Origin of the sequence: Ruminococcus sp. 1001136sp1, from assembly GCF_039841815.1 — a bacterium.
GTDB classification, from domain to species: Bacteria; Bacillota; Clostridia; order Lachnospirales; family Lachnospiraceae; genus Blautia_A; species Blautia_A faecis.
In genome coordinates this window covers 1-20,725 of sequence record NZ_JBDPGY010000016.1, presented here as the reverse complement: position 1 = coordinate 20,725, position 20,725 = coordinate 1, and the positions used below count along the sequence as shown (strand labels likewise).

Sequence of the window (20,725 nt, the reverse complement as noted above, 5' to 3'; positions counted from 1 at the left end):
TCGTATTTTATATCATTTGCTACAGAAGAAAGACTTTTAAGTTTCTTCATAATACCCTGTTATCAATTACCAAATTTCTATATAAGAATGTGAGAAAAAAATATGCTGGAAGTAAAGAATATCCATAAAAAATTCGGGACAAACGAAGTATTAAAAGGTGTTGATTTCAAAGTTGAAAAAGGTTCTGTGATCGCAGTTCTGGGAAACAGCGGTTCTGGAAAGACAACACTTCTCCGCTGTATCAGCTTTCTGGAACAGGCAGATAAAGGAGAAATCACCTTTGATGATTTCCATAAAGATATCACTGCTGTGACCAGGAAAGAAATCCGGCAGTTACGAATGAAAATGGGCTTTGTCTTCCAGGGATACAATCTTTTCCGCAACAAAACAGCACTTGACAATGTACTGGAGGGTCTTACCATTGCCCGTAAGAATTCTCCGGAAGAAGCGAAGAAAAAAGCTATGGAAATGCTGGAAAAAGTAGGCATGGCAGACCGCGCCAACTTCTATCCGGACCAGCTTTCCGGTGGGCAGCAACAGCGTGTAGCTATCGCAAGAGCCATCGCCTACAATCCGGAAGTAGTTCTCTTCGACGAACCAACCTCCGCCCTTGACCCAAGACTTACCGGCGAGGTTCTGGATGTTATGAGAAAGCTTGCCGACGAAGGAACCACCATGGTCGTAGTCACCCACGAAATGGATTTTGCCAGAAAAGTTGCCAACTGGGTAGTCTACATGGAGGACGGTGTTATCGTAGAAGAGGGACCATCCAAAGAGTTCTTCTCACAGCCCAAGAGTGAGAAAACGATGGCATTCCTCCATATGACAAGTTCGGATTATGTGATTTGAATTTCCTGTAATTCTTTTATAAGTTTTCATCAAAGAAATCTCTTGCTATTTATAAATAGTATGAGATTTCTTTTGTTTATCACAAAAATACATTTGTATTCACTCTGCTCGCCAACCATCATCCAGATAACATTTATAATGCAAGCTATTATCATATATTATTTTAGGATACTCATATAGTCCAAAATCATCCATAATTTGCTTCACATACTCCTCTGCAATATTGGGATTCATATAAACAATTGAACTTCCACATTTCTTAATTTCAACTCTGCCTCTTGGATAAAAGTTGTATGAAACTTTTGAATTAGAAATCTCTTTCCACAAATATTTGTGAACATATGTATCGCCCGATTTTGAAACTGAGGATTGATATCTGTTTTTCTCGAAAGGAAAAGTAAGCAATTTATCCTCAATAAGCCAAAATACTCCCTTATGCGCCTGTACTTTATTACCAGTTTCAGACAAAAAACGGTTCATAAAACGTTTCTCCTGTATCAATACAATACGCACATAATGCATGTCCGGTAACACATCCGCAGTCAATATCAATCAAATTATTTCTTCTATATATTTTTCCAGATTCTGCTCCTGGAATTTTGAAAGTAGGAGTATGTCCAATAATATAGATATCCTCCTGATTCCACGATGCTGTAAAATCAGGTCTTCCAAATATAATTTCTTCAATCTGATAATTTAAATCATTTCCATTCTGTAAATTATCTGGCAAAGAATGAACAAGTATATAGTTTTGGTTATTTACTGTTATCCTTTCATAAACAGACAAGTCATTCAAATAATCTAATAAAAATTCCTGTTCTTCTTTTGGGAGCTTTTTAAATCCATTTATAGTAGTGGCACCACCATCTTCTATCCATAAATTATATTTATGCAAAAATTCTTCTGTAAGAGTAGATTCAATATTATCCTCGCTAATTTCCTGCATTAACTTTTGAAGAATACTCATCATAATAAATTCATGATTTCCTGCAAGTGGATAGATGTTCGGATAAGAAGCCATCAATCTCAGTACTCCGATTGGATCTGGTCCGCGATCTACCATATCTCCTAGAACAAATAATGTATCTGCTGAAGAAAACCCTATGTTCTTTAAAAGTGTCTTAAACTCCTTGTAACATCCATGGATATCTGATATCACATAATTCATGTAGTTTTATCCTTTTCAAATAAAAATTTAATAGTAAACAAATTTATCCACACAAACGGGATTTCCTTTTTTTAATCTTGCACCAAATACTTCCTCCATGTTCATTTCTTCAAACAATTTATCAGCCCCTATTCTTGCCGAAGGGTGTGTAATACTAATGAAACAATACTTCGCATGCTGTATGTCTTTGGCATTGAACCCAAGCCCAAGATTTTTAATTAGATTTTCGAAATAATATCTGCTACCACACACAAAAACTTTAATATGTTTCTGCTCACCTCCAAGCAATTCAATTTCTTTCAAGATATAATTTCTATAATAATATGCATAATTCAATAAAGTCCGTTCATCTGTACGACTTTCCCCACCTCGTTTATTTATATTCATATAAGCAGCATATTTCAAAAAATTATTATGTATCTCATCCTGAGTTGTTCCAGTCAAATATTTAGAAAGCGCTTTAGGTAATTTACGCGGAATTCCGCTTTTAAAAGTTTTATCTTTCCATTCATAAATCCATGGATTTACATTTCCCTTTTCCAACTCACTTGCAAAACATGGATAGCTATCTTTACTATTTGAACTTATTTTATCTGAATCATTTGCTTCCTTAAAAAGGAAAATATTTTGATAATCTCCGGGTTCAGGTTCAAAATTTTTCTTTCCACCATCTAGATTAAAAGCATTTTTCAAAACATATTCCCAATTCTCTGCTTTAGGAACATTCCCCATATCAACATCTTTTATAAACCATTCAGAAAAACATCCAGGAATCCCAAACTCCTTTAAAAGCTTAGTAAGTTTTCTTGGTGAAGGACAACTATATTCTCTTTCTTTTAATTTATTTACTTCTATACGTAATTCATTAACATCTTCTTCGTGTCTTTCATGCCACTCAATAAATAAATCTTTCAAATTCTTACACTTATCTTCATCCAACTTTTTTATTTCCATATTCTATTTTCCCCTTCCTATGTATCGCAGATATAAAAATGCTCTTATTTAAATATTCCTATATCTGCCACCTGATCTTTCCCAAAGTTCGTTTGAAGCTCCATCAATTTCTTTTCGAAGCTATTTTTAAATATAAGCATACTGTATGCATTAAGCAAGAATTCTATATTATATTCTCCTCTTAGAGTCCCACTTATCAATGCCAATACATCGTTTGTTCCGCTTAGAGACAAACTATAATACTCCAAGTCTAAATAACTACGCATTGGCAGAATTTCTTTCCATACAGATATCCCCACGCATTCATCCATTGAAATACCATAACCACGGCACTCCATATCACTTGTATCTCCATCTTTATAAATTCTTTTCTGAATTTCCCCACGCATTGAAAGATATCTTTCCGTATACTCTGTCTTGGGCAACTCTTGTTTTATTCTGCTCGCATTCCATGTACAAATTCCAGTCAGTACATATGGTTCTGCCTGTTTATAATGAGAGCACACTATATCTCCAGCATGAAACGGTGTTGGAAAATCAAACCACATTCCATCAAATGCAGCATTTATCTTTCTCTCCTGATCATTTTTAACCATACAATCCATACTCAACACAGCTCCAGAAGAGTTAATATAGCATTTTTCGTCTTGCCGTTCCCCTTCTTTGCACCCCCATTTGTGTTTGGTAATAACAGCTCTATCACACAATTCAGAATCAAATTCTTTTATACCATAAGCAACGCATTCATCATACTGATTAAATACTTTATGCTCATAATGAATACCAGTATATTTTCTTTGATACATTTCGCAAGAATATATACTTTTTTCTGCTGTCTTAAACTTATTCAACAACTTTTTTTGCAACTTTATATAATCTATTAGAAATTTATGGAAATCTGGGATAGCCTCCATGTCAATTCGTTCCTGCATAGAGCAATTCGGCATAGTATTAATAATTTCTTCCCATGCCCCAAATTTTTCTTCTAAAGTTGCTGTTTCACAATACCAAACCAAAAATGCTGCTTCCTGCGTACTGAACTTATAATTTATTCTTTTCAAATAATTTCGAATAGAATTTGAAACTACAAATTTATAAATATCCATCAAGCTTCCCCGCTTTCCTGCATATCCCTATACGCTTCCCACAATCTTTTCATATCGTTCTTCATCTTCTCCCTCAATCGTTCTGGTTGAAGAATAATCACATCCGGGCCGTAGCTTTTGGCGAATTGCTCAGCAGCGCGTTCATTTACTTTTACACTTACTGACACATGAGTGTCTGTTTCGTCAGAAAAGACAACTTCTTTTCCAAACATATCGATTACATCAGAAAGCATTACCCTCGCAATTCGGAATTTTACAAACGAATTCTCGCCTGAATACATATAGATATGTTCTTTCATATAGTCTGCAAGATTCAAACGCTGATGTCCTGACTGTGTCAGGGATTCGAAGGGCTTACATTTCTCATCCAAAAGCTGAATATTTCGGATTCTGTCAATGCGATAATTGGAAATATCGTCATACTTATCATAGTTGCAGATCAAATAATATTTGCCTTGCTGTGCTGCCATCTGATATGGATTTACAATATATATTCTAATCGTTCCATCCTCTCTCTTTCTGGAATAAAGTTTCTTATCTGTGTGATATTCCACATATTCAAAAGAAACTTTCTGATTCTTACGAATAGCCTCATCCAATACACCAATATTATAGAACAGCTGCTTATTATCTGTGCGGTTCTCAGAAGGAGGATAAATGTACTGGGACTGGGATTTGAAATATACATTTGATAAAGATTCCAGCTTCTCAACCAGATCCTTTACCTGACGGTACGGTATGTGCCTGGAAAATAGCACACTATCAATCAGCAATCTCAGTTCTTCATCTGTAAATTTATGTTTCAGATAGAAATCTGTCCAAATCGCTTCTTCCTCTTCACATTCTCCTAAATAAGAAGAATCACTTCTATCAGTTTTTTTCCTGAGCACTTCCCTGCACTCAATCTCACAGTCATACTCCATCAGATTCAGAAGATTTCTTCGCACAGTTTTCCGATCAACTATCATTTCATATTCTTTGCGCAGAATTTCCAGTATCTCCTTTTGGCTTAGCCTGTGTTCTTCATCTGTATACTTCTGCAAAATATCCAGAATATAAAGAACTAATAATTTCTTGGAATATGCTGTACCCATTTTTCTCCTCCAATCAGCTCCAGAGCATGCCTTCAGTAAGCTCTATTATTAGTTAAATTATAATTATCGCCCAGAGCGAAAGCAAGCCTTATCTCATTAACACGCAAAGCCAATCACTCTTCTTTCTTCCCTTTCCATAAGGGGGATTTCAATATCTTCTGCCGTTATTGTAAAGAGTTCCGTATCCGTAATAGTAGAAATATCTTTTTTTAATAACCTTTCCGCCTGATTCATCTGCGCCTGCTCCAGCATGCTTCGTACATATCGCCCATTTCCGAAGTCATCTTTCTTTCCCATATATCTAAATACAGTCCGTAGTTTTCCCATAGCTTCCTGAGTAAACTCGATTCCCTTTTCTTTTCCCATAAGCTGTGCAATCTGACAAAGCTCCAATTCATTATAATCAGGAAACGAAACATGAAATGCTATTCTTGATCTGAGTCCTGGATTTTTCTGAATAAATTCTTCCATTTTTTCAGGATATCCAGCAAATATAACCACCAGTTCCTCTCGATGATTCTCCATCTCCTGTACAATTGTATTGATTGCTTCATCTCCATAGGAACCTGCCCGATTATCCAGAAGCGAATAAGCTTCATCAATAAATAATACACCACCTTTCGCTTCTTTAAATTTTTCTTTTACACATTTTGCTGTCCATCCTACATATTTTCCCACCAGATCAGATCTTCCAACTTCCACCAGATGTCCTCTGGAAAGTAAACCGTTATCCTGCATAATCTGAGCCAGCAGCCTTGCCACTGTAGTTTTCGCAGTTCCTGGATTTCCGGTAAATACCATATGCATAACAGGACGTCCTGTTTTTATTCCTTTTTCTCTATATATCTTCTGAAGTTTATTATAATTAAGAGCTTTCTCTATTACCGCTTTAATTTGGGTAATTCCCACCATTTTCTGCAATCTTTCATAGGCAGTGCCTTTCGGTATCGCCTTTATTTCCTCTGCCTTTATAGTTAAAACATCTTGGTACTGAGGATAAATCTCTGTTTTCAGCTTCTGGTCATACCAGGAATCAAAAATTCCTCTAAGCTCTGGTACCAAGTATCCTTTTCCTTCCTGTATCTTATTGGCAAGCTTTGCATCAGCAGATATTTGCTTTTCTTCTGCCAGATTCTCAAGAAACCGTTCAGCCTCTTTTTCTTTCACAAATTTCTCCTTTAATTCCACAATAGATACATTTGACAATTCTTCATAGAACAGTTCCTTCAACCGCTGGCATTCTCTTGGCAGGCAGATAATCGTCAGTACCTGATTACGATATTTTTTAAGTATTTTACAAATAAGCTGTATCTGCTCATTTAACTCTGTAGCATAGTCTGTTTCCTCACTATCCTCCATAAGAACCTTCACCACAACACTTCCACCGAAAGAAGCTTTATACAACAATTCATATGTCCCATCATTTAAAGTTCGGCTTGTTTCAACTTCAATACAACTAAATCTCCCACTTCTAATTCTCATTTGAGTATACAGGCTTCGCAGCAGATAAATCTGCATAATTCGCCTAGTACTCTCATCATCAGTTTCAATGATATAGTGAACAGGATGTCCCAATTCCGATTCATGGCCGCTTCCTGCAAATATTCTCTGTAATTCCAAATGGAAGGTATCACTCATCCAATATTTAGCCTCATTGCATCGCAGCAGATTGGCAGTGCCCTTCTTTACAATATATTCTTTATATTCCAAATACCGGACATAATCCCCCACAATCTCATCAAGCCCAAATTCCTCCAGAATTTCATTTGTATCCTGGATAAAATTCTGACTTTCAGCCTTACTTAGAAGTCCGTATAATTTCTTTAATGTTACTTCTGATATGACAATATCTGTCATTTGTATTCCCATATGCTGAGCATAGGAATCTACAATAGCCGATATTTTCTGCAAATCCGTCACAAACGCTCCCAACGTAATACTTCCTTCTGAAGTATCTGCAATAAATATATACGCATTTTTACCAAATCTGTTGTTAAATACCTCACTTCTATTTGCATACTTATGTTTCATCTCCGCAACAGCATTTCTATCATTCTCATCTTTGCACAGACTCTCCCCAATAATTCCCTCAATTCTATACGCTAACATAAGTATTCCTCCTATAGCTCCTTCACTTTTGCTTCTGTCCCATAGTATAACTCATGGCATGGGGCAAAAAAGGGACATGCCATTAAAATTTTTCCCAATCCCCTTATTTCTGAAATTTAATATGTTTCCGTTCTTCCATAAAGAGCATAAAAAATGTGCCTGAATAATATTTTTCAAGCACATTTTCGTTTATATTATTTAAAATTTTATGAATTGCTCTGTTTTCTCGCCGCAATAGCAAACATCGGCGTCGGATTATAAAATTCATCTCTTTCTTTATATACCCTTTTGCTAAGTCCAAGGTCAATGGAAATCTGTTCCATATCATTTTTCCCAAGCTCTTCCACATCCCAGGCGGGGCGGAGGTAGGAGCTGATTGGAAGCTGGCGTTTGATGTCTTCGCATTCCTGCATCAGGGAATTTCCAAGCTGGTTGTGGGCATGGTTTTCCGGGAGATCGGAGGTTTCGGCGAAGTTTGTGGCGCCGTAGTTGGCATCAAAATTCAGGAGAAGTCCGCCTGGTTTTAATACTCTGGACCACTCTTTGTAAGCCTGGGCTGCTTCTGGTAAGGTCCAGGTCAGGTTTCGGGAAATGACTACGTCGAAGCTCTCGTCCTGGAAAGTTAAATGCTCCGCATCCATCACCTGGAAGTCGCATGTTACCTGCTCTTCTTTGGCAAGGATCCGGGAGTTTGTGATCATATCCGGAGTAAGGTCGGTGCCTGTTACCTGGTGTCCCTGTTTTGCAAGAAGGATTGTAAAGAAACCGGTTCCACAGCCCACATCCAGGATTTTAAGTTTACCATTACCAGTCTCTTTTTCCTTAATTTTTGCAACTGCATCTTTTCTTTCCTTGCTTTCATCCTCAATTTTTTTTTCAGGACTTAATGCCTTTTTAGGTAGGTATTTCTCAATTTCTTCCAGCCATCTCTTTGCCAGCGGACTATGTAACTCTGCCCTTCTCTGCTCCAGAAAGCTGTCGCTTCGCTTGGTCCAGTAGGCCGCAATCTTCTCTTTTCGGTCGTCTTCCTCATAACTGATCCGGCCATAAGCTACCATCGGACCATCCTTAATCACCTGCAGGGAACCAGTCTGATACAGGATCACTCCGTCACCATAGGAGGTACAGGTTTCCAGAATATTGTCCTCATAATCCTTTACATATCCAAGGATTTCCCCTTCTGTAAACAGGTCTCCTGCCTTCTTCTGGGGATACCAGAGTCCCGTATAAGAGGCGGATTGATACTGCACATCCGTTACATTTAACGGATAATATTTCCGCATACTTCTATGTCCGTCATAAATACCAAGGAACCGTAAAATACTGCGTACATCACGTTTCATAGAACGCACTTCCTCAGTCTCCCAGGCTCCCATTCCGCCCCGCTCCAGAAGCACGGAAGGGATGCCGCAGGATGCTGCATAATTATAGCTTCCTCCCGATGATACCTCAGATTTTACCATGTAAGGAACATCCACCTGCTCTGCCATCTGACGGGAAATTTTCATCACTTCCGGGGCTGCTTTGCCTGCATAATATACATAGGGAGTCAGCTTCTCATAGTCATCACCACTGTGAAGATCAATATAAAAATCTGCCACCTTCTGCAGCTCTTCAACTACTGCATAAGCCAGTTTTTCGTATTCAGTACCTTCTTTTTTTCCTGGAAAAAGGCGGTTCAGATTCTCACCTGTCGCCCTGCAAAGAGAACCGTGGCGGTTTTCAAATTCTTCCTTTGCCACTACCTTTACAATAATCACTGTTCCTGTCATTTTCTCAATTTTCAGGTCTCTTCCAAGCTCTACTGCACTCTGTATTCCCACATATTCGCCAGCGTGGATACCAGCTGTAATGAGAGCTGTTTTACCTGGTTTTTCGCCTCTGACAATTGTTGTAGGAAGAGAAAATTCTCCATTACCAATGGAAACAAAACCATGGATACGCTGCCCTGGTGCGGCACTTAAGCCGCCTATATTTATTATTTCACTCATTATTTTCTACCTTTTCCAATAATATCTTTACAAATAATTTTCCTTACGATCCAATAAAAACTTATCCTATTCTTCAAATACTCTAATACTTCATTCTTACAACCAACACCGCTTTACTTATCTTTAAATTCGTACAAATTTCTGTATATCACTGATAATATCTTTTTCTATTTTACAGCCTCCACCATAAACATGGGTGTAGATCCATAATTCAGCTTCTCTTCCTCGCTCCATACCTGCTGCCAGATGTCCTCATTCACCTGAATCTGCGCTGCTCCAAGCGCTTCCAGTACCTTCACATCCCATCCCGGACGCTTGGTCTCCGACAACGGAACCTGCAGCGCAATTTTCTCCATTCGGTCAATATCTGTGCACAGATAATGGTCATCCAGGCTTCCTTTTTCCACATTTTTACGGTCGTTCTCGTAAGCCTCACGCTTCTTATCATCATAGAGATATCCATACCAGTTGGCATCGAAATTCAAAAGCTTTCCACCTTTTTTCAGCACCCGAAGCCACTCTTTATAAGCCATTTCCGGATGAGGCAGATTCCAGGTCAGGTTTCTGGAAATGATCACGTCAAAGCTCTCATCTTCAAACTCCAATGCCTGGGCATCCATTCTTTTAAATTCAATATTCCGGCTCTTTTCTCCGATAAATTTCGCTGCATTTTCTGCAGCCTTTTCCAGCATTCCCGGAGTGTAATCTATGGCTGTTACATGATATCCTGCTTCCGCAAGAATCATAGGGAAAAAGCCTGGACCTGTGCCGATATCCAGAATTCTCAGGTGGTCCTTATATTTGTCTGTATGTTGTTTTTCGGAAAATTCTTCTTCGAAAACTTCTTTTTCCACAGAATTGTTTTCTGAATCCTCATTTTTCCCAGACCTTTTTCCCAAAAATCCGCGTTCCAGAGTCTCCAGCCATGCCTTTTTCTGCATCCCATTCAACTCTTTTTCATTCACCTCAGAATACCCCTCCGTCCGGGTACTCCAGTAACTCTCTATTTCATCCAGTAATTTATCCACTTGTAATTCCTCCGCATTAAACTCTAATGTTAAAATTTTATCAAAACCAGTTTTCTTCCGCAAGCCCCCCGGGGGGATGGAACTCTATATAAAAAAGCAGACAAATCTGTATCTCTACAAACTCGCCTGCTCTCTTTTCTTTTTTCATAAAAGGGAATTTCAACTATTACAAGTGCTTCTCCAACAATACCAGCTGCACATCCGGTATCCCGTTAAATTCTGTAGGCACAATCCCGATTTCCTTATATCCAAGCTTCTTATACAGCCCTCTTGTAACGACATTTCTTGCATTAGTATCCATCCGAAGTTCCGGACAGCCGTGGCTTAAAACGTAATCCTCATAGAACTTTACCAACTTCTTTCCATAGCCTTTTCCAGAAGCGGAGGGGGAAACTACCAGAGTGTGAAGACGCAAACCTCCTCATCCCTGGCTGCGAATTCCCAATCGCCTTCTGCATAAGAATCCACCTGCGCTTTATTGATTCTGGCCGCTCCCAGGAGCTTACCTGCATCCTCCAGAACAAACAAGTCCTTGGCATCTAATGCAGCCTGTGCCGTAGCTCTTGTAGGATACACGCCACGGATCCAACCAATGGTCTGCTGACCTGTTTCTTCTGCCGTATGAATGTCATTGTAAAGCTGTTCCACTGACGCAAGGTCAGCCTGCGTTCCCTTTCGAATTATCATTTTCTGTCACTCTCCTTATGCAAAATATAATGTTTTTCTTCGTCTCGTAAAAAGCCCTATTTGCTTCTTTTTAATACTGTTCATAGCTGTCAGGCTCCTGGATAAATCTGGGATTTCATGATCATACTAGCTGTATTTTCAGCCGCAATTTCATCAATTCTCACAAGCTCTTCCTCCGTAAATGGTGCACAGTGGATTGCTTTTATGTTATCAAGAATCTGCTGTGGTCGTGATGCTCCAATGAGTACACTGGTCACCTCCTGCTGTGCAAGCAACCAGCCAAGAGCCATCTCCGAAAGCTTCTCGCCACGCTCTGCAGCCATATCATTCAGCTCCCGGATCTGCTGCAAACGCTCTGGCGTCAGATTGCTTTCCTTCAAAAATCTGCCATCTGTACGGATACGACTGTCTTCCGGAATACCATTAAGGTAGCGATCTGTAAGCTGTCCCTGCGCAAGAGGACTGAAGGTGATCAGACCTTTTTTCAGAATTCCAGTGGTCTTTTTTAGTCCATTTTTCTCCACAGTTCTGTCAAAAATAGAATAACGGTTCTGATTAATCACAAAAGGACAATACATTTCCTGCAAAATCGACGCCGCCTGTGAAAGTGTTTTTCCATCGTAATTAGAAAGTCCCACATACAGGGCTTTTCCGCTCTGCACTGCACTGGCCAGCGCTCCCATGGTCTCTTCCAGAGGGGTCTCCGGATCCATTCTATGATGGTAAAAAATATCCACATATTCCAGTCCCATACGCTTCAGGCTCTGGTCAAGACTTGCCAGAAGATACTTGCGGCTGCCCCAGTTTCCATAAGGACCATCCCACATTTCATATCCTGCCTTGGTAGTAATGATCAGCTCGTCCCTGTATTTTCCCAGATCTTCTTTCAGAATCCTGCCGAAATTAATCTCTGCACTCCCCGGCTCCGGTCCATAATTATTTGCCAGATCGAACTGTGTGATTCCGTTGTCAAACGCAGTAAAACACAGCTGTCTCATATTCTCAAATTTAGACGTATCTCCAAAATTATGCCACAGTCCAAGCGACACCTTCGGCAGCATAAGTCCGCTGTCACCGCAACGGTTGTATTCCATTGTGGTGTAACGTTCCTTTGAAGCAATGTACATAATAAAAACCTCCCTGAAAACGATCATTAGTTTTAATATACTACCCGGAAAATGATTTGTCATTGGAAAATATGACTGTTTATGCCTTTTTTTCAAACGGGCATTATCCTATTCTGGATCCACAGCCTACCAATTACATTTCCCAGAGCTTTTCTCAAAAAATAATATTAATCCCATTTGGCTCCATTATTTTCCCTACTAACGCTTCACTTGGCATGGATATGCTCACATTAATATCAAAATCATACGCCGTTGTTCCCATAACAACTATATTTCCAGAGGTTCCTTGAGATATAATATTTACCATCTCATTTTCAGATATTTCTATTTGCTCCTGAAACATATGCTGAACCACTTTAGGAGTACTAAACAATATAATCTTTGCCCCTCTGTTCTGTACGTTTGTTCTTTTTACTGCGGAATCAATTTTTGATGCTGCACCTTTATCATCTGTCAGTACACATATTTTCCCATCTACGATTCCAGGAAGATGTGACAGTATATGTACGCATATCGCAATAAGTTCTTCCCCTAAATTATCCGCATGTTCTTTGTTTTCTCTCACTGTGGCAAAAAATCTACGATATATATCAGACTGTCTTAAATTTTTCCCTTCAAGCACTTCTGCTGTAAGTTTCTCATCATTTTTCAACGTTTCTGTTATTGTACTAACCGGAGATTTTACCATTCTCACAGCCCAGGATAAATACTCATTTATTCTTTCATTTGTAGAAAAGCATTCTGAAAGAATGTCATATGTATATTCTTCATTAAATATCACAACCTTAATTTCTGCCTCAGCCATTTTTTTTATGAATGCAATATATTCTTCTGCTAAACTATGCCTGTCTGATGCAAGCTCCATCAAAATACATTTCGTGATAAATACCACTGTTCCATGTATTTTATAATAATTCATCAATACTTTTATCTCTTTATCCGGCAAATGAGAATGCTTTTGAAACGAGCATGCATCATAAAAAATAACTCTTTGAGCCAGATAGAAAATTTTCTTTATGCCATTAATCTCTTTTTCAACAAAAGTACCTATCTCATTAAAATTATCGGGAGTTTCCGTATATGTAGTTGGCATATCTTACTCCCTCCTTATTTTCTGGTATAGTTCACGCATATTATGAAGAACTTTATCTAATGTACGCTCATTTATATATCCATCCTCGACATATTTTTTTCCAAACTTCTTAACTATAGCTTCTACGTGCAGATAATCATCTTTTTTTGATGGTTCCATTATGGCCTCGTCCAACCAAAGATCAGCTAATTTTTGTTTAATCTGGGTACGATCATGATTAAGTAATCCTTCTGTAACTGCATTTCCAGCTATCAATCTCAATTCAAGGCATCTAATCAAAACTGCCATAAATGGAACTTCATAATATGCCATTAATCGGATAATTGTATCTACTTCATTACTGTCAGATTCTTCTTTAAATTTCAAATACATTCTTCTAAAACTTATCTCTGGCATTAACAACATCCCAGCAAAAAGATTTGCAGCATATTCTTCCTCATGTTCATAATAATGATCGTCTGAAAATTCTACCTTTGAAACAAATTCATTTTCGCCCCAGAAAACATGATAAATTTCATGTGATATAGCAAAATTCGTATTCACCTTAGGTAAAGAAGTGTTAATTACAACATACCCTAATCCATCACCTTTATAACACAAAGCGCCTATTTCATCATCGGCAAAAGGTATTTCCAAAACCAGAAATCCTTTTTTCTGAAAAGAGGACCGCACAATTTGCAGAACATTAAGAAGATCACTATCATATTCAATCCCGGCAAATGAACAGAATCTTTTTATCATAGAGTAGATTTCGTCATGATTTTTATCACTATATGCAATGATTTTTCGTAAACGCTCTATATTCATCACTTAACTCCTCGCTATATTTTCAAAACGACTGTTTGCACTGATTACTTCATCAATATTTTCCATTAATTCCACTAACTGCTTGGCGATCTGCTCTTGTTTCTTGGAAGGTTCTCCAGCATAAAATGCAATTTTATTCATTGAAGAACTTCCGACCTGTGAAATGCTCATAGATTCTTTCAAAAAAAATCCAATACTTTTCCCAAGTCCACGTGCAATCTTCTCCATATCTGTACCGCTTTCTTCTTGTGAACCAGTCAATAAACGCGACATTTTATTCTTATCTATACCTGTAACCATGCTTAGATAAGATTGCTTAATCTTCATTTCTGATAAATATTTATTCACGTTGCTTATAAACTTCGTCATTGCTCTCAACTCCTTGGCTCTCTTTTTACCTTTTAATATTTTATTCTATGTACCTAATATTATACTTCTCTCTTTATATAATGCAACCATTTCATCTCAAATTTTAAGATTTTTATTTGTTGCATTTTAGATATAGCATTTATTTCTTCCATAATTTCATTCTTATTTTCTCAAATTTTGATATTTGCTATATATTGTAAAAATCATATCTGTTCTCTTCATAAACAATAAACAGATCTGAACTACGCTTTTTCTTCTGCAAAAAATAATTGCCCTAATCGGTAAACTATGGTATTCTATAGGTATTATACGTGTACTGCTACACACGCAAAAAATTGAGGTGATCTATCGTGAAATCTAATGAATCCGCTGAGAACTATCTGGAAACCATTCTTATTCTCAGCAAAAAGAAACCTGTTGTGCGTTCCGTTGATATTGCTGATGAGCTTGGATTTAAGAAATCAAGTGTCAGTGTTGCTATGAAGAACCTTCGTGAAAAGAACCATATCACTGTCACTCCAGAAGGATATATTTATCTTACCGAATCCGGACAGAAGATTGCAGATATGATTTATGAGCGACATGAATTTTTATCCTCCTGGCTGATCAGTCTGGGTGTTGATCCGGAAACTGCAACCTCCGATGCATGCCGTATCGAGCATGTCATCAGTCCAGAGAGTTTTACCGCTATCAAGGAGCATCTCTCTCCTGGTAAATAAATTATACGCATTGCGTTTTTGCATTGCATTTTCCTACAATTACAGAAGCTCATTGACTGCTGTACGCAGCAATCATAAAGACCTGTACTCCAGATAAAACCAATGACAAGGTTCCATCATTGTAGAATTTTATCCGGATACAGGTCTTTTTTATTTATATACTTTTCCTTATTTCACCAGATAATATCTGGCAGAAAATGGTCCCATTTTAAATACTGCTTTTCCGCCTGTAATTACCTTTTCTTTTTTCGTGTAGCGCTTTTTACCGCCATATTTCACCATATCACTTGCAAGGAGAAGCTCATATCCGGCATAATCTTTTTCCAAAGTGTATTCCTGGATTTCGTCGGAGAAATTAAACACAGCCAAAATTTTCTGATCCCCACTGATTCTTTCAAACAGATACATGCACTTCTGCTCCTGATGGCAATCCACCCATGAGAAACCGTCCTGGCTGAAATCTCTCTGGGAAAAAGCACTGTTCTTCAGATAGCATTGGTTCAGATCTGCCATGAATTTATGAAATGCTTCATGAACAGGGAATTTCAGCAGAATCCAGTCCAACTCATCCTTTTCGCACCATTCCTTCAGCTGTGCCAGCTCATTTCCCATGAAATTCAGCTTTGCACCCGGGTGCGCATACATATACATATAGAAAGCTCTTGCCTGTGGAAATTTCCCGTCATAACCACCGTTCATCTTCTGGGCGATGGTTGCCTTTCCGTGAACAACCTCGTCATGGGACAATGGCAGGATATAGCGCTCATTGTAAAAATACATCATAGAGAATGTCAGCTTGTGATATTTTTCCTGTCTTTCTTTTGCATCTGCCTGAAAATAAGACAGGGTATCATGCATCCATCCAAGATCCCATTTATAATCAAATCCAAGTCCGCCCTCCCATACCGGCTTTGTCACACCCTGATATGGAGTGGAATCCTCGGCAAAAAGGAGGCAGTCAGGGATTCTTTCCTTTAAGCCCTGATTCATGGTACGGATAAATTTCAGAGCTGCCAGGTTTTCTCCACGGCTTGCGTCCCCCTGCCAGTAAATCAGATTTCCTACTGCGTCCATGCGAAGGCCATCGAAATGGAATTCATTCATCCAGTAATAGGCTGAGGACTGCAGAAAACTGCAAACTTCTCCTCTGGAATGCATAAAATTGCAGCTTCCCCATTCGTTGCGGCCAACTGCCATGTTTGGATATTCATAAAGGGCTGTTCCGTCATATTCTGCCAACGCATAATCATTCACTGCAAAATGCACTGGAACAAAGTCCAGAATGACCCCAATTCCAGCCTGGTGGCACTGGTCTACAAATGCTTTCAGTTCTTCCGGCTTACCATAGCGGGAGGTTGGACTGAAATATCCTGTATCCTGATATCCCCAGGATTCGTCGCATGGGTACTCACAGAGAGGCATGATCTCCACATAATTATAGCCGTGTTCCTTCAAATAGGTGATAAGGATCGGTGCCAGTTCCTCATAGGTGTACCAGTCTTCCTGTCCTTCGCCTCGTTTTTTCCAGGAGCCAAAATGCATTTCATAAATGTTTACTGGTTTGTCGTAGCTTGCTTTGCGGTTTTTCAGCCATTTGCTGTCGCCAAATTCATAACCGCCAAGAGCATAGGTCTTTGAAGCAGTGCCTGGACGCATCTCGCTATAAAAAGCATAGGGGTCTGCGTGGTCCACGAAGGAGCCGTCCTGACGGTAAATTCTGTATTTATACATCAGGTCAGAGCCTACATTATTCATGGTGCATTCCCAGAAATTGCCATCATGAACGCGGTTCATAGGAGTCTCTGTCCAGCCGTTGAACTCACCAATTACAGATACTCGCTGCGCTGCCGAGGCAAATGTACGGAAGGTGGTTCCGCCATCCCATACGTGAGCACCAAGGTACTGATATGCTTCAAATTCTTTTCCTGTATAAAAGTTGTAAAAATCCATGTTTTTGCTCTCCCATTCATTATAAAAAGATATTAGACAGTAGTTGTTTTTCTCTGTATAATAAGTATAATTGTGTAAATGAAAAATTGCTACCGACGAAAAACGACATTAGTTGGATTTCCAACGTTTTTTGAAATGTGTCGGATTTTTTTATAACCTATTTAGTGTGTTGAAAGTTGTTCAAGGCGGACGCACTCGGACAATGGTGATTGCTCACTCGCCGGCGCAACGCTCCAGCGAACTAACTGCTAACTGCGACTAAATCGTTCAGGAAAGCCTTCACGATTAAGTCTCCGTAAGCAGTGGATTTCGCCTACGCTAAAACCGCGCCTGAAATGGCTCGCTGGAGCAATCACCATTGCCCGAATGCTGTGTACTGGCTGGACTTATTTGTACATAGGAACTTTCAACAGGTGGGGTGGGTGAGTGATTGGTTTCCCTATACTGTATCGGAAACGAAAGTTTATGGGAATCTTGCCGAAAATTAGCGGCTTTTATAATTTCTATGAAGTATTTGCACATTCTTAGGGCTGTTTTGCAAACAAAGAACTTGACATATTATTTTATGTGTCTTCGATACCCCATTTAGATGGTTGATACTTCGCAGCTTTATTGGTTTTACCTAATCTATCATTGGCAAGAAAGTTTCGGGAAAACAATCACTCCCCCTCCCCTCGTTAAAAGTTCCTAAATAACCTCAGTTCCAGCCGACACACAGCATTTGGGCAATGTGTATTACTTCAGCGAGCCATTTCAGGCGCGTTCTTAGCGTAAGCGAAATCCAGCGCTTACGTAGACTTATGCGTGAGGGCTCTCCCGAACGCATTAGTCGCAGTTAGCGATTAGTTCGCTGGAGCGTTGCGCCGGCGAGTGAGTAATACACATTGTCCAAATGCGTCCGCATTGAAGAACTTTTAATCAACTAAATAGCAAATTAAAATAAAGGATAACGCTATATGGATATTAGAATTGAAAAAACCAGACAGAGTATTATAAATGCTTTTATAGAGTTGCGTTCTCATAAGGAGCTGGAGAGGATTACGATTAAGGAGTTGTGTGAGAAAGCGCAGATTAATAAGTCTACATTTTATGCACATTATCAGGATATTTATCATCTCTCGGATACATTGGAAACGGAAGTTGTGGTATCAATTATGGAGAATCTCACTCATCCGGAGAGAGTACTGGACGATACTGCTTTTTTTTCCAGAGAACTGTTTATGGGGTTTCTGGCAAAGGATTCGCTGATTGGAATTTTGTTTTCAGGAAGCAGGAGTAAGTGCCTGGTGCAGAAAATTGAAGCAGCTTTAAAGGAGCTGGTGTTTGGAGCTTACCCTCAATATCGGGATGACAAGGACATTAATATTATGCTCACTTACATTCTATATGGATGTTATTATGCGTTTTATGAAAACCGAAAATATGGAGATGTGCCAGTGCTTTCCAGTATTACAGAACTTACAGGCAAGACGGCGCAGGCAGCATTAAAAATGATAAAAAAATAAAAGCACCTCAATGCACGCAGCATTAAATATGATAAAAAACTAAAAGCACCCTCGAAGTGTGCAACTTTGCAACTACTAAACAGTTACCTATTTTCATCGCAGGAGGTCAATAAATTGACAACAAACAATTCGAATATACAAGAAATAAATTCTGGTACTCCACCAGTATCTCCCTTACAAATTTTAAAAACTTACTTCGGATATGATTCCTTCCGGGAAGGACAAGGAGAAATTATAGATACCATTTTAAGTGGAAGAGATGCTCTGGCAATTATGCCGACAGGGGCCGGAAAATCCCTTTGTTATCAAGTTCCAGCGCTGCTTTTGCCAGGAATTACATTGGTGGTTTCACCGCTGATCTCACTTATGCAGGATCAGGTGAAATCTCTGAATGAAGCAGGAATTCACGCGGCTTATATTAATTCCTCACTGACTGAGGGACAGATTAATAAGGCTCTTTCTTTCGCTGCGCGAGGTGTCTATAAGATTATTTACGTAGCACCAGAACGACTGGAAACAGCTTCATTTCTAAGCTTCGCGCTACATACTCCTATCTCCATGGTAACTGTAGACGAGGCCCACTGTATCTCCCAATGGGGACAGGATTTCCGTCCAAGTTACTTAAAAATCATAGATTTTGTGGAACAGCTGCCTGGCAATCCGATCATCAGTGCCTTCACTGCCACCGCAACAGAAGTGGTAAAAAATGACATTGCAAGGATCCTGAAACTGAAGAATCCCAACGTTGTTGTCACTGGTTTTGACAGAGAAAATCTCTATTATCAAGTGGAACATCTCACTGGAAAGCAGAAGGACATCTTTATCCAAAATTACATAGAAACCCACCCAAACGAAAGCGGAATCATCTACTGTGCCACCAGAAAAAACGTGGATACTTTGTATGAGAAATTATTGAAACAAGGCGTCTCTGTAACCCGTTACCACGCTGGAATGAGCAACGATATCCGCAAAAAAAGTCAGGATGATTTCATCTATGACCGCGCTCAGGTTGTGATTGCCACCAATGCTTTTGGCATGGGAATCGACAAATCCAATGTGCGTTTCGTCATCCACTACAACATGCCTCAGAGCATGGAAAACTATTACCAGGAAGCTGGCCGCGCAGGACGTGATGGTGAACCTGCAAAATGTATCCTTCTCTTTTCCACTCAGGATGTGATGATCAGCAAACTCCTTCTTGGAAGCAAAGACTTCGAAGGTATGGATTTTCAGGAAATTGAACAGGTAAAACATCAGGATTCCCGCCGTCTCCAGCTTATGGAAGGCTACTGTATGACCAACTCCTGCCTGCGCAATTACATCCTGAAATACTTCGGAGAAACCACACATCAGCCTTGTGATAATTGCGGCAACTGCCACCAGGAATTTGAAGAACTGGATATGACCCTGGATGCCAAATGGGTAGTCGGCTGCATCACCGAAATGCGCGGCCGCTATGGCCAGGCTCTTGTAATCGGCATCCTCCTGGGCTCCAAAAAAGCCCGTCTGAAGGACATTGGCGCCACCTCCTACAACTGCTATGGTCAGTTAGAAAACCGCACTGAAGCCGACCTCCGGCTCCTTATAAGCCAGATGATCCGTATGGGATATATCATCCAGACAGAAGGAGAATACAGTGTTTTAAAAGCAGGAAATATTGAAGATTTACAAAATAAAAATACAAAGATCATAATAAAGAAATTTAAAGAAAAAGAGAAAATATCAACCACAAAGAAACACAAAACTTCATTCAAAAAGGACAGTTTTTCCGCTTCCGCAGAAAGCTCATCCGCTGATTCCACTGCCACAAACTCCAGCCACAATTCTGCCCTTTTTGAAGCCTTACGTCAGCTCCGTCTCCAGATTGCCAAGGAAGAATCTGTCCCTCCCTACATCGTCTTTACCGACAGAACCCTTATCGATATGTGTAGTAAACTTCCTCAGAATGAGGATGAAATGCTCAATGTATCCGGTGTAGGACAGAACAAACTTAAGAAATACGGCCAACGATTTTTACAGGAAATATCCGCATTTCAGTCTGCTAATCACTAGACATCATTGCTATTTAATGTGTTGAAAGTTGTTCAAGGCAGACGCATTCGGACAATGGTGATTGCTCACTCGCCGGCGCAACGCTCCAGCGAACTAACTGCTAACTGCGACTAAATC

At 39.4% G+C, this 20,725-nt stretch carries 19 protein-coding genes; 4 read left to right on the top strand and 15 right to left on the bottom strand.

Annotation, left to right across the window (positions count from 1 at the left end; all coding sequences use genetic code 11):
• The first annotated feature begins 102 nt into the window (after positions 1 to 102).
• Complete coding sequence (locus ABHC48_RS14590; RefSeq protein ID WP_118578154.1) at positions 103 to 849, top strand: amino acid ABC transporter ATP-binding protein; 747 nt, start codon at positions 103 to 105, stop codon at positions 847 to 849.
• 99 nt (positions 850 to 948) lie between these two features.
• Here the strand turns inward: ABHC48_RS14590 and ABHC48_RS14585 are convergent, their stop codons facing one another.
• The 14 genes from ABHC48_RS14585 to ABHC48_RS14520 all read right to left on the bottom strand — a co-directional run bounded on the left by ABHC48_RS14585 (position 949) and on the right by ABHC48_RS14520 (position 14,382).
• A complete protein-coding gene (locus ABHC48_RS14585) occupies positions 949 to 1,329 on the bottom strand; it encodes a hypothetical protein (protein WP_195700399.1) in 381 nt (126 codons plus the stop codon).
• Positions 1,310 to 2,017, bottom strand: a complete 708-nt coding sequence (locus ABHC48_RS14580) for a metallophosphoesterase (protein ID WP_195700398.1) — start codon at positions 2,015 to 2,017, stop codon at positions 1,310 to 1,312. The genes ABHC48_RS14585 and ABHC48_RS14580 overlap by 20 nt, the downstream gene beginning before the upstream one ends.
• 27 nt (positions 2,018 to 2,044) lie before the next feature.
• A complete protein-coding gene (locus tag ABHC48_RS14575) occupies positions 2,045 to 2,971 on the bottom strand; it encodes a hypothetical protein (protein ID WP_195700397.1) in 927 nt (308 codons plus the stop codon).
• Positions 2,972 to 3,015: 44 nt separating this feature from the next.
• Positions 3,016 to 4,077, bottom strand: a complete 1,062-nt coding sequence (locus ABHC48_RS14570; RefSeq protein WP_195700396.1) for a hypothetical protein — start codon at positions 4,075 to 4,077, stop codon at positions 3,016 to 3,018.
• A complete protein-coding gene (locus tag ABHC48_RS14565) occupies positions 4,077 to 5,171 on the bottom strand; it encodes a WYL domain-containing protein (protein WP_195700395.1) in 1,095 nt (364 codons plus the stop codon). Before ABHC48_RS14565 ends, ABHC48_RS14570 begins: the two co-directional genes overlap by 1 nt.
• 96 nt (positions 5,172 to 5,267) lie before the next feature.
• The gene (locus ABHC48_RS14560) at positions 5,268 to 7,280 is read right to left on the bottom strand and encodes an AAA family ATPase (protein WP_195700394.1); all 2,013 of its coding nucleotides are present in this window, start codon (positions 7,278 to 7,280) and stop codon (positions 5,268 to 5,270) included.
• Positions 7,281 to 7,486: 206 nt separating this feature from the next.
• Positions 7,487 to 9,271 carry a succinylglutamate desuccinylase/aspartoacylase family protein gene (locus tag ABHC48_RS14555; protein WP_195700393.1) on the bottom strand — a complete coding sequence of 595 codons (1,785 nt, stop codon included), beginning with the start codon at positions 9,269 to 9,271 and terminating at the stop codon, positions 7,487 to 7,489.
• Between the two features lie 167 nt (positions 9,272 to 9,438).
• Positions 9,439 to 10,299 carry a class I SAM-dependent methyltransferase gene (locus tag ABHC48_RS14550; protein ID WP_272067075.1) on the bottom strand — a complete coding sequence of 287 codons (861 nt, stop codon included), beginning with the start codon at positions 10,297 to 10,299 and terminating at the stop codon, positions 9,439 to 9,441.
• Positions 10,300 to 10,465: 166 nt separating this feature from the next.
• On the bottom strand, positions 10,466 to 10,714 hold the full coding sequence (locus ABHC48_RS14545) for a GNAT family N-acetyltransferase (protein WP_243284609.1): 249 nt from the start codon (positions 10,712 to 10,714) through the stop codon (positions 10,466 to 10,468).
• Complete coding sequence (locus tag ABHC48_RS14540) at positions 10,693 to 10,986, bottom strand: hypothetical protein (protein WP_243284608.1); 294 nt, start codon at positions 10,984 to 10,986, stop codon at positions 10,693 to 10,695. The genes ABHC48_RS14545 and ABHC48_RS14540 overlap by 22 nt, the downstream gene beginning before the upstream one ends.
• Positions 10,987 to 11,075: 89 nt before the next feature.
• A complete protein-coding gene (locus ABHC48_RS14535; protein WP_207749373.1) occupies positions 11,076 to 12,113 on the bottom strand; it encodes an aldo/keto reductase in 1,038 nt (345 codons plus the stop codon).
• A 154-nt stretch (positions 12,114 to 12,267) separates the two neighbouring features.
• Entirely contained in the window at positions 12,268 to 13,206 is a 939-nt protein-coding gene (locus tag ABHC48_RS14530; protein ID WP_195700392.1) for a hypothetical protein, read from the bottom strand.
• 3 nt (positions 13,207 to 13,209) lie between these two features.
• A complete protein-coding gene (locus tag ABHC48_RS14525) occupies positions 13,210 to 14,013 on the bottom strand; it encodes an ImmA/IrrE family metallo-endopeptidase (protein WP_195700391.1) in 804 nt (267 codons plus the stop codon).
• A gap of 3 nt (positions 14,014 to 14,016) precedes the next feature.
• Positions 14,017 to 14,382: a helix-turn-helix transcriptional regulator gene (locus ABHC48_RS14520; RefSeq protein WP_173718179.1), complete on the bottom strand. Its 366-nt coding sequence runs from the start codon at positions 14,380 to 14,382 to the stop codon at positions 14,017 to 14,019.
• A 350-nt stretch (positions 14,383 to 14,732) separates the two neighbouring features.
• Between ABHC48_RS14520 and ABHC48_RS14515 the strand changes: the two genes are divergently transcribed.
• Positions 14,733 to 15,101 carry a metal-dependent transcriptional regulator gene (locus tag ABHC48_RS14515; RefSeq protein WP_118578152.1) on the top strand — a complete coding sequence of 123 codons (369 nt, stop codon included), beginning with the start codon at positions 14,733 to 14,735 and terminating at the stop codon, positions 15,099 to 15,101.
• 168 nt (positions 15,102 to 15,269) lie between these two features.
• Here the strand turns inward: ABHC48_RS14515 and glgB are convergent, their stop codons facing one another.
• Positions 15,270 to 17,051, bottom strand: coding sequence for a 1,4-alpha-glucan branching protein GlgB (glgB, locus tag ABHC48_RS14510; RefSeq protein ID WP_195700390.1), 1,782 nt, complete (start codon positions 17,049 to 17,051; stop codon positions 15,270 to 15,272).
• Positions 17,052 to 18,007: 956 nt separating this feature from the next.
• Here glgB and ABHC48_RS14505 point away from each other — a divergent pair.
• Both ABHC48_RS14505 and recQ read left to right on the top strand, forming a co-directional pair.
• Positions 18,008 to 18,556: a TetR/AcrR family transcriptional regulator gene (locus ABHC48_RS14505; protein ID WP_118578150.1), complete on the top strand. Its 549-nt coding sequence runs from the start codon at positions 18,008 to 18,010 to the stop codon at positions 18,554 to 18,556.
• 114 nt (positions 18,557 to 18,670) lie between these two features.
• On the top strand, positions 18,671 to 20,608 hold the full coding sequence (gene recQ, locus ABHC48_RS14500; protein ID WP_207749372.1) for a DNA helicase RecQ: 1,938 nt from the start codon (positions 18,671 to 18,673) through the stop codon (positions 20,606 to 20,608).
• The last annotated feature ends 117 nt before the right edge of the window (positions 20,609 to 20,725 follow it).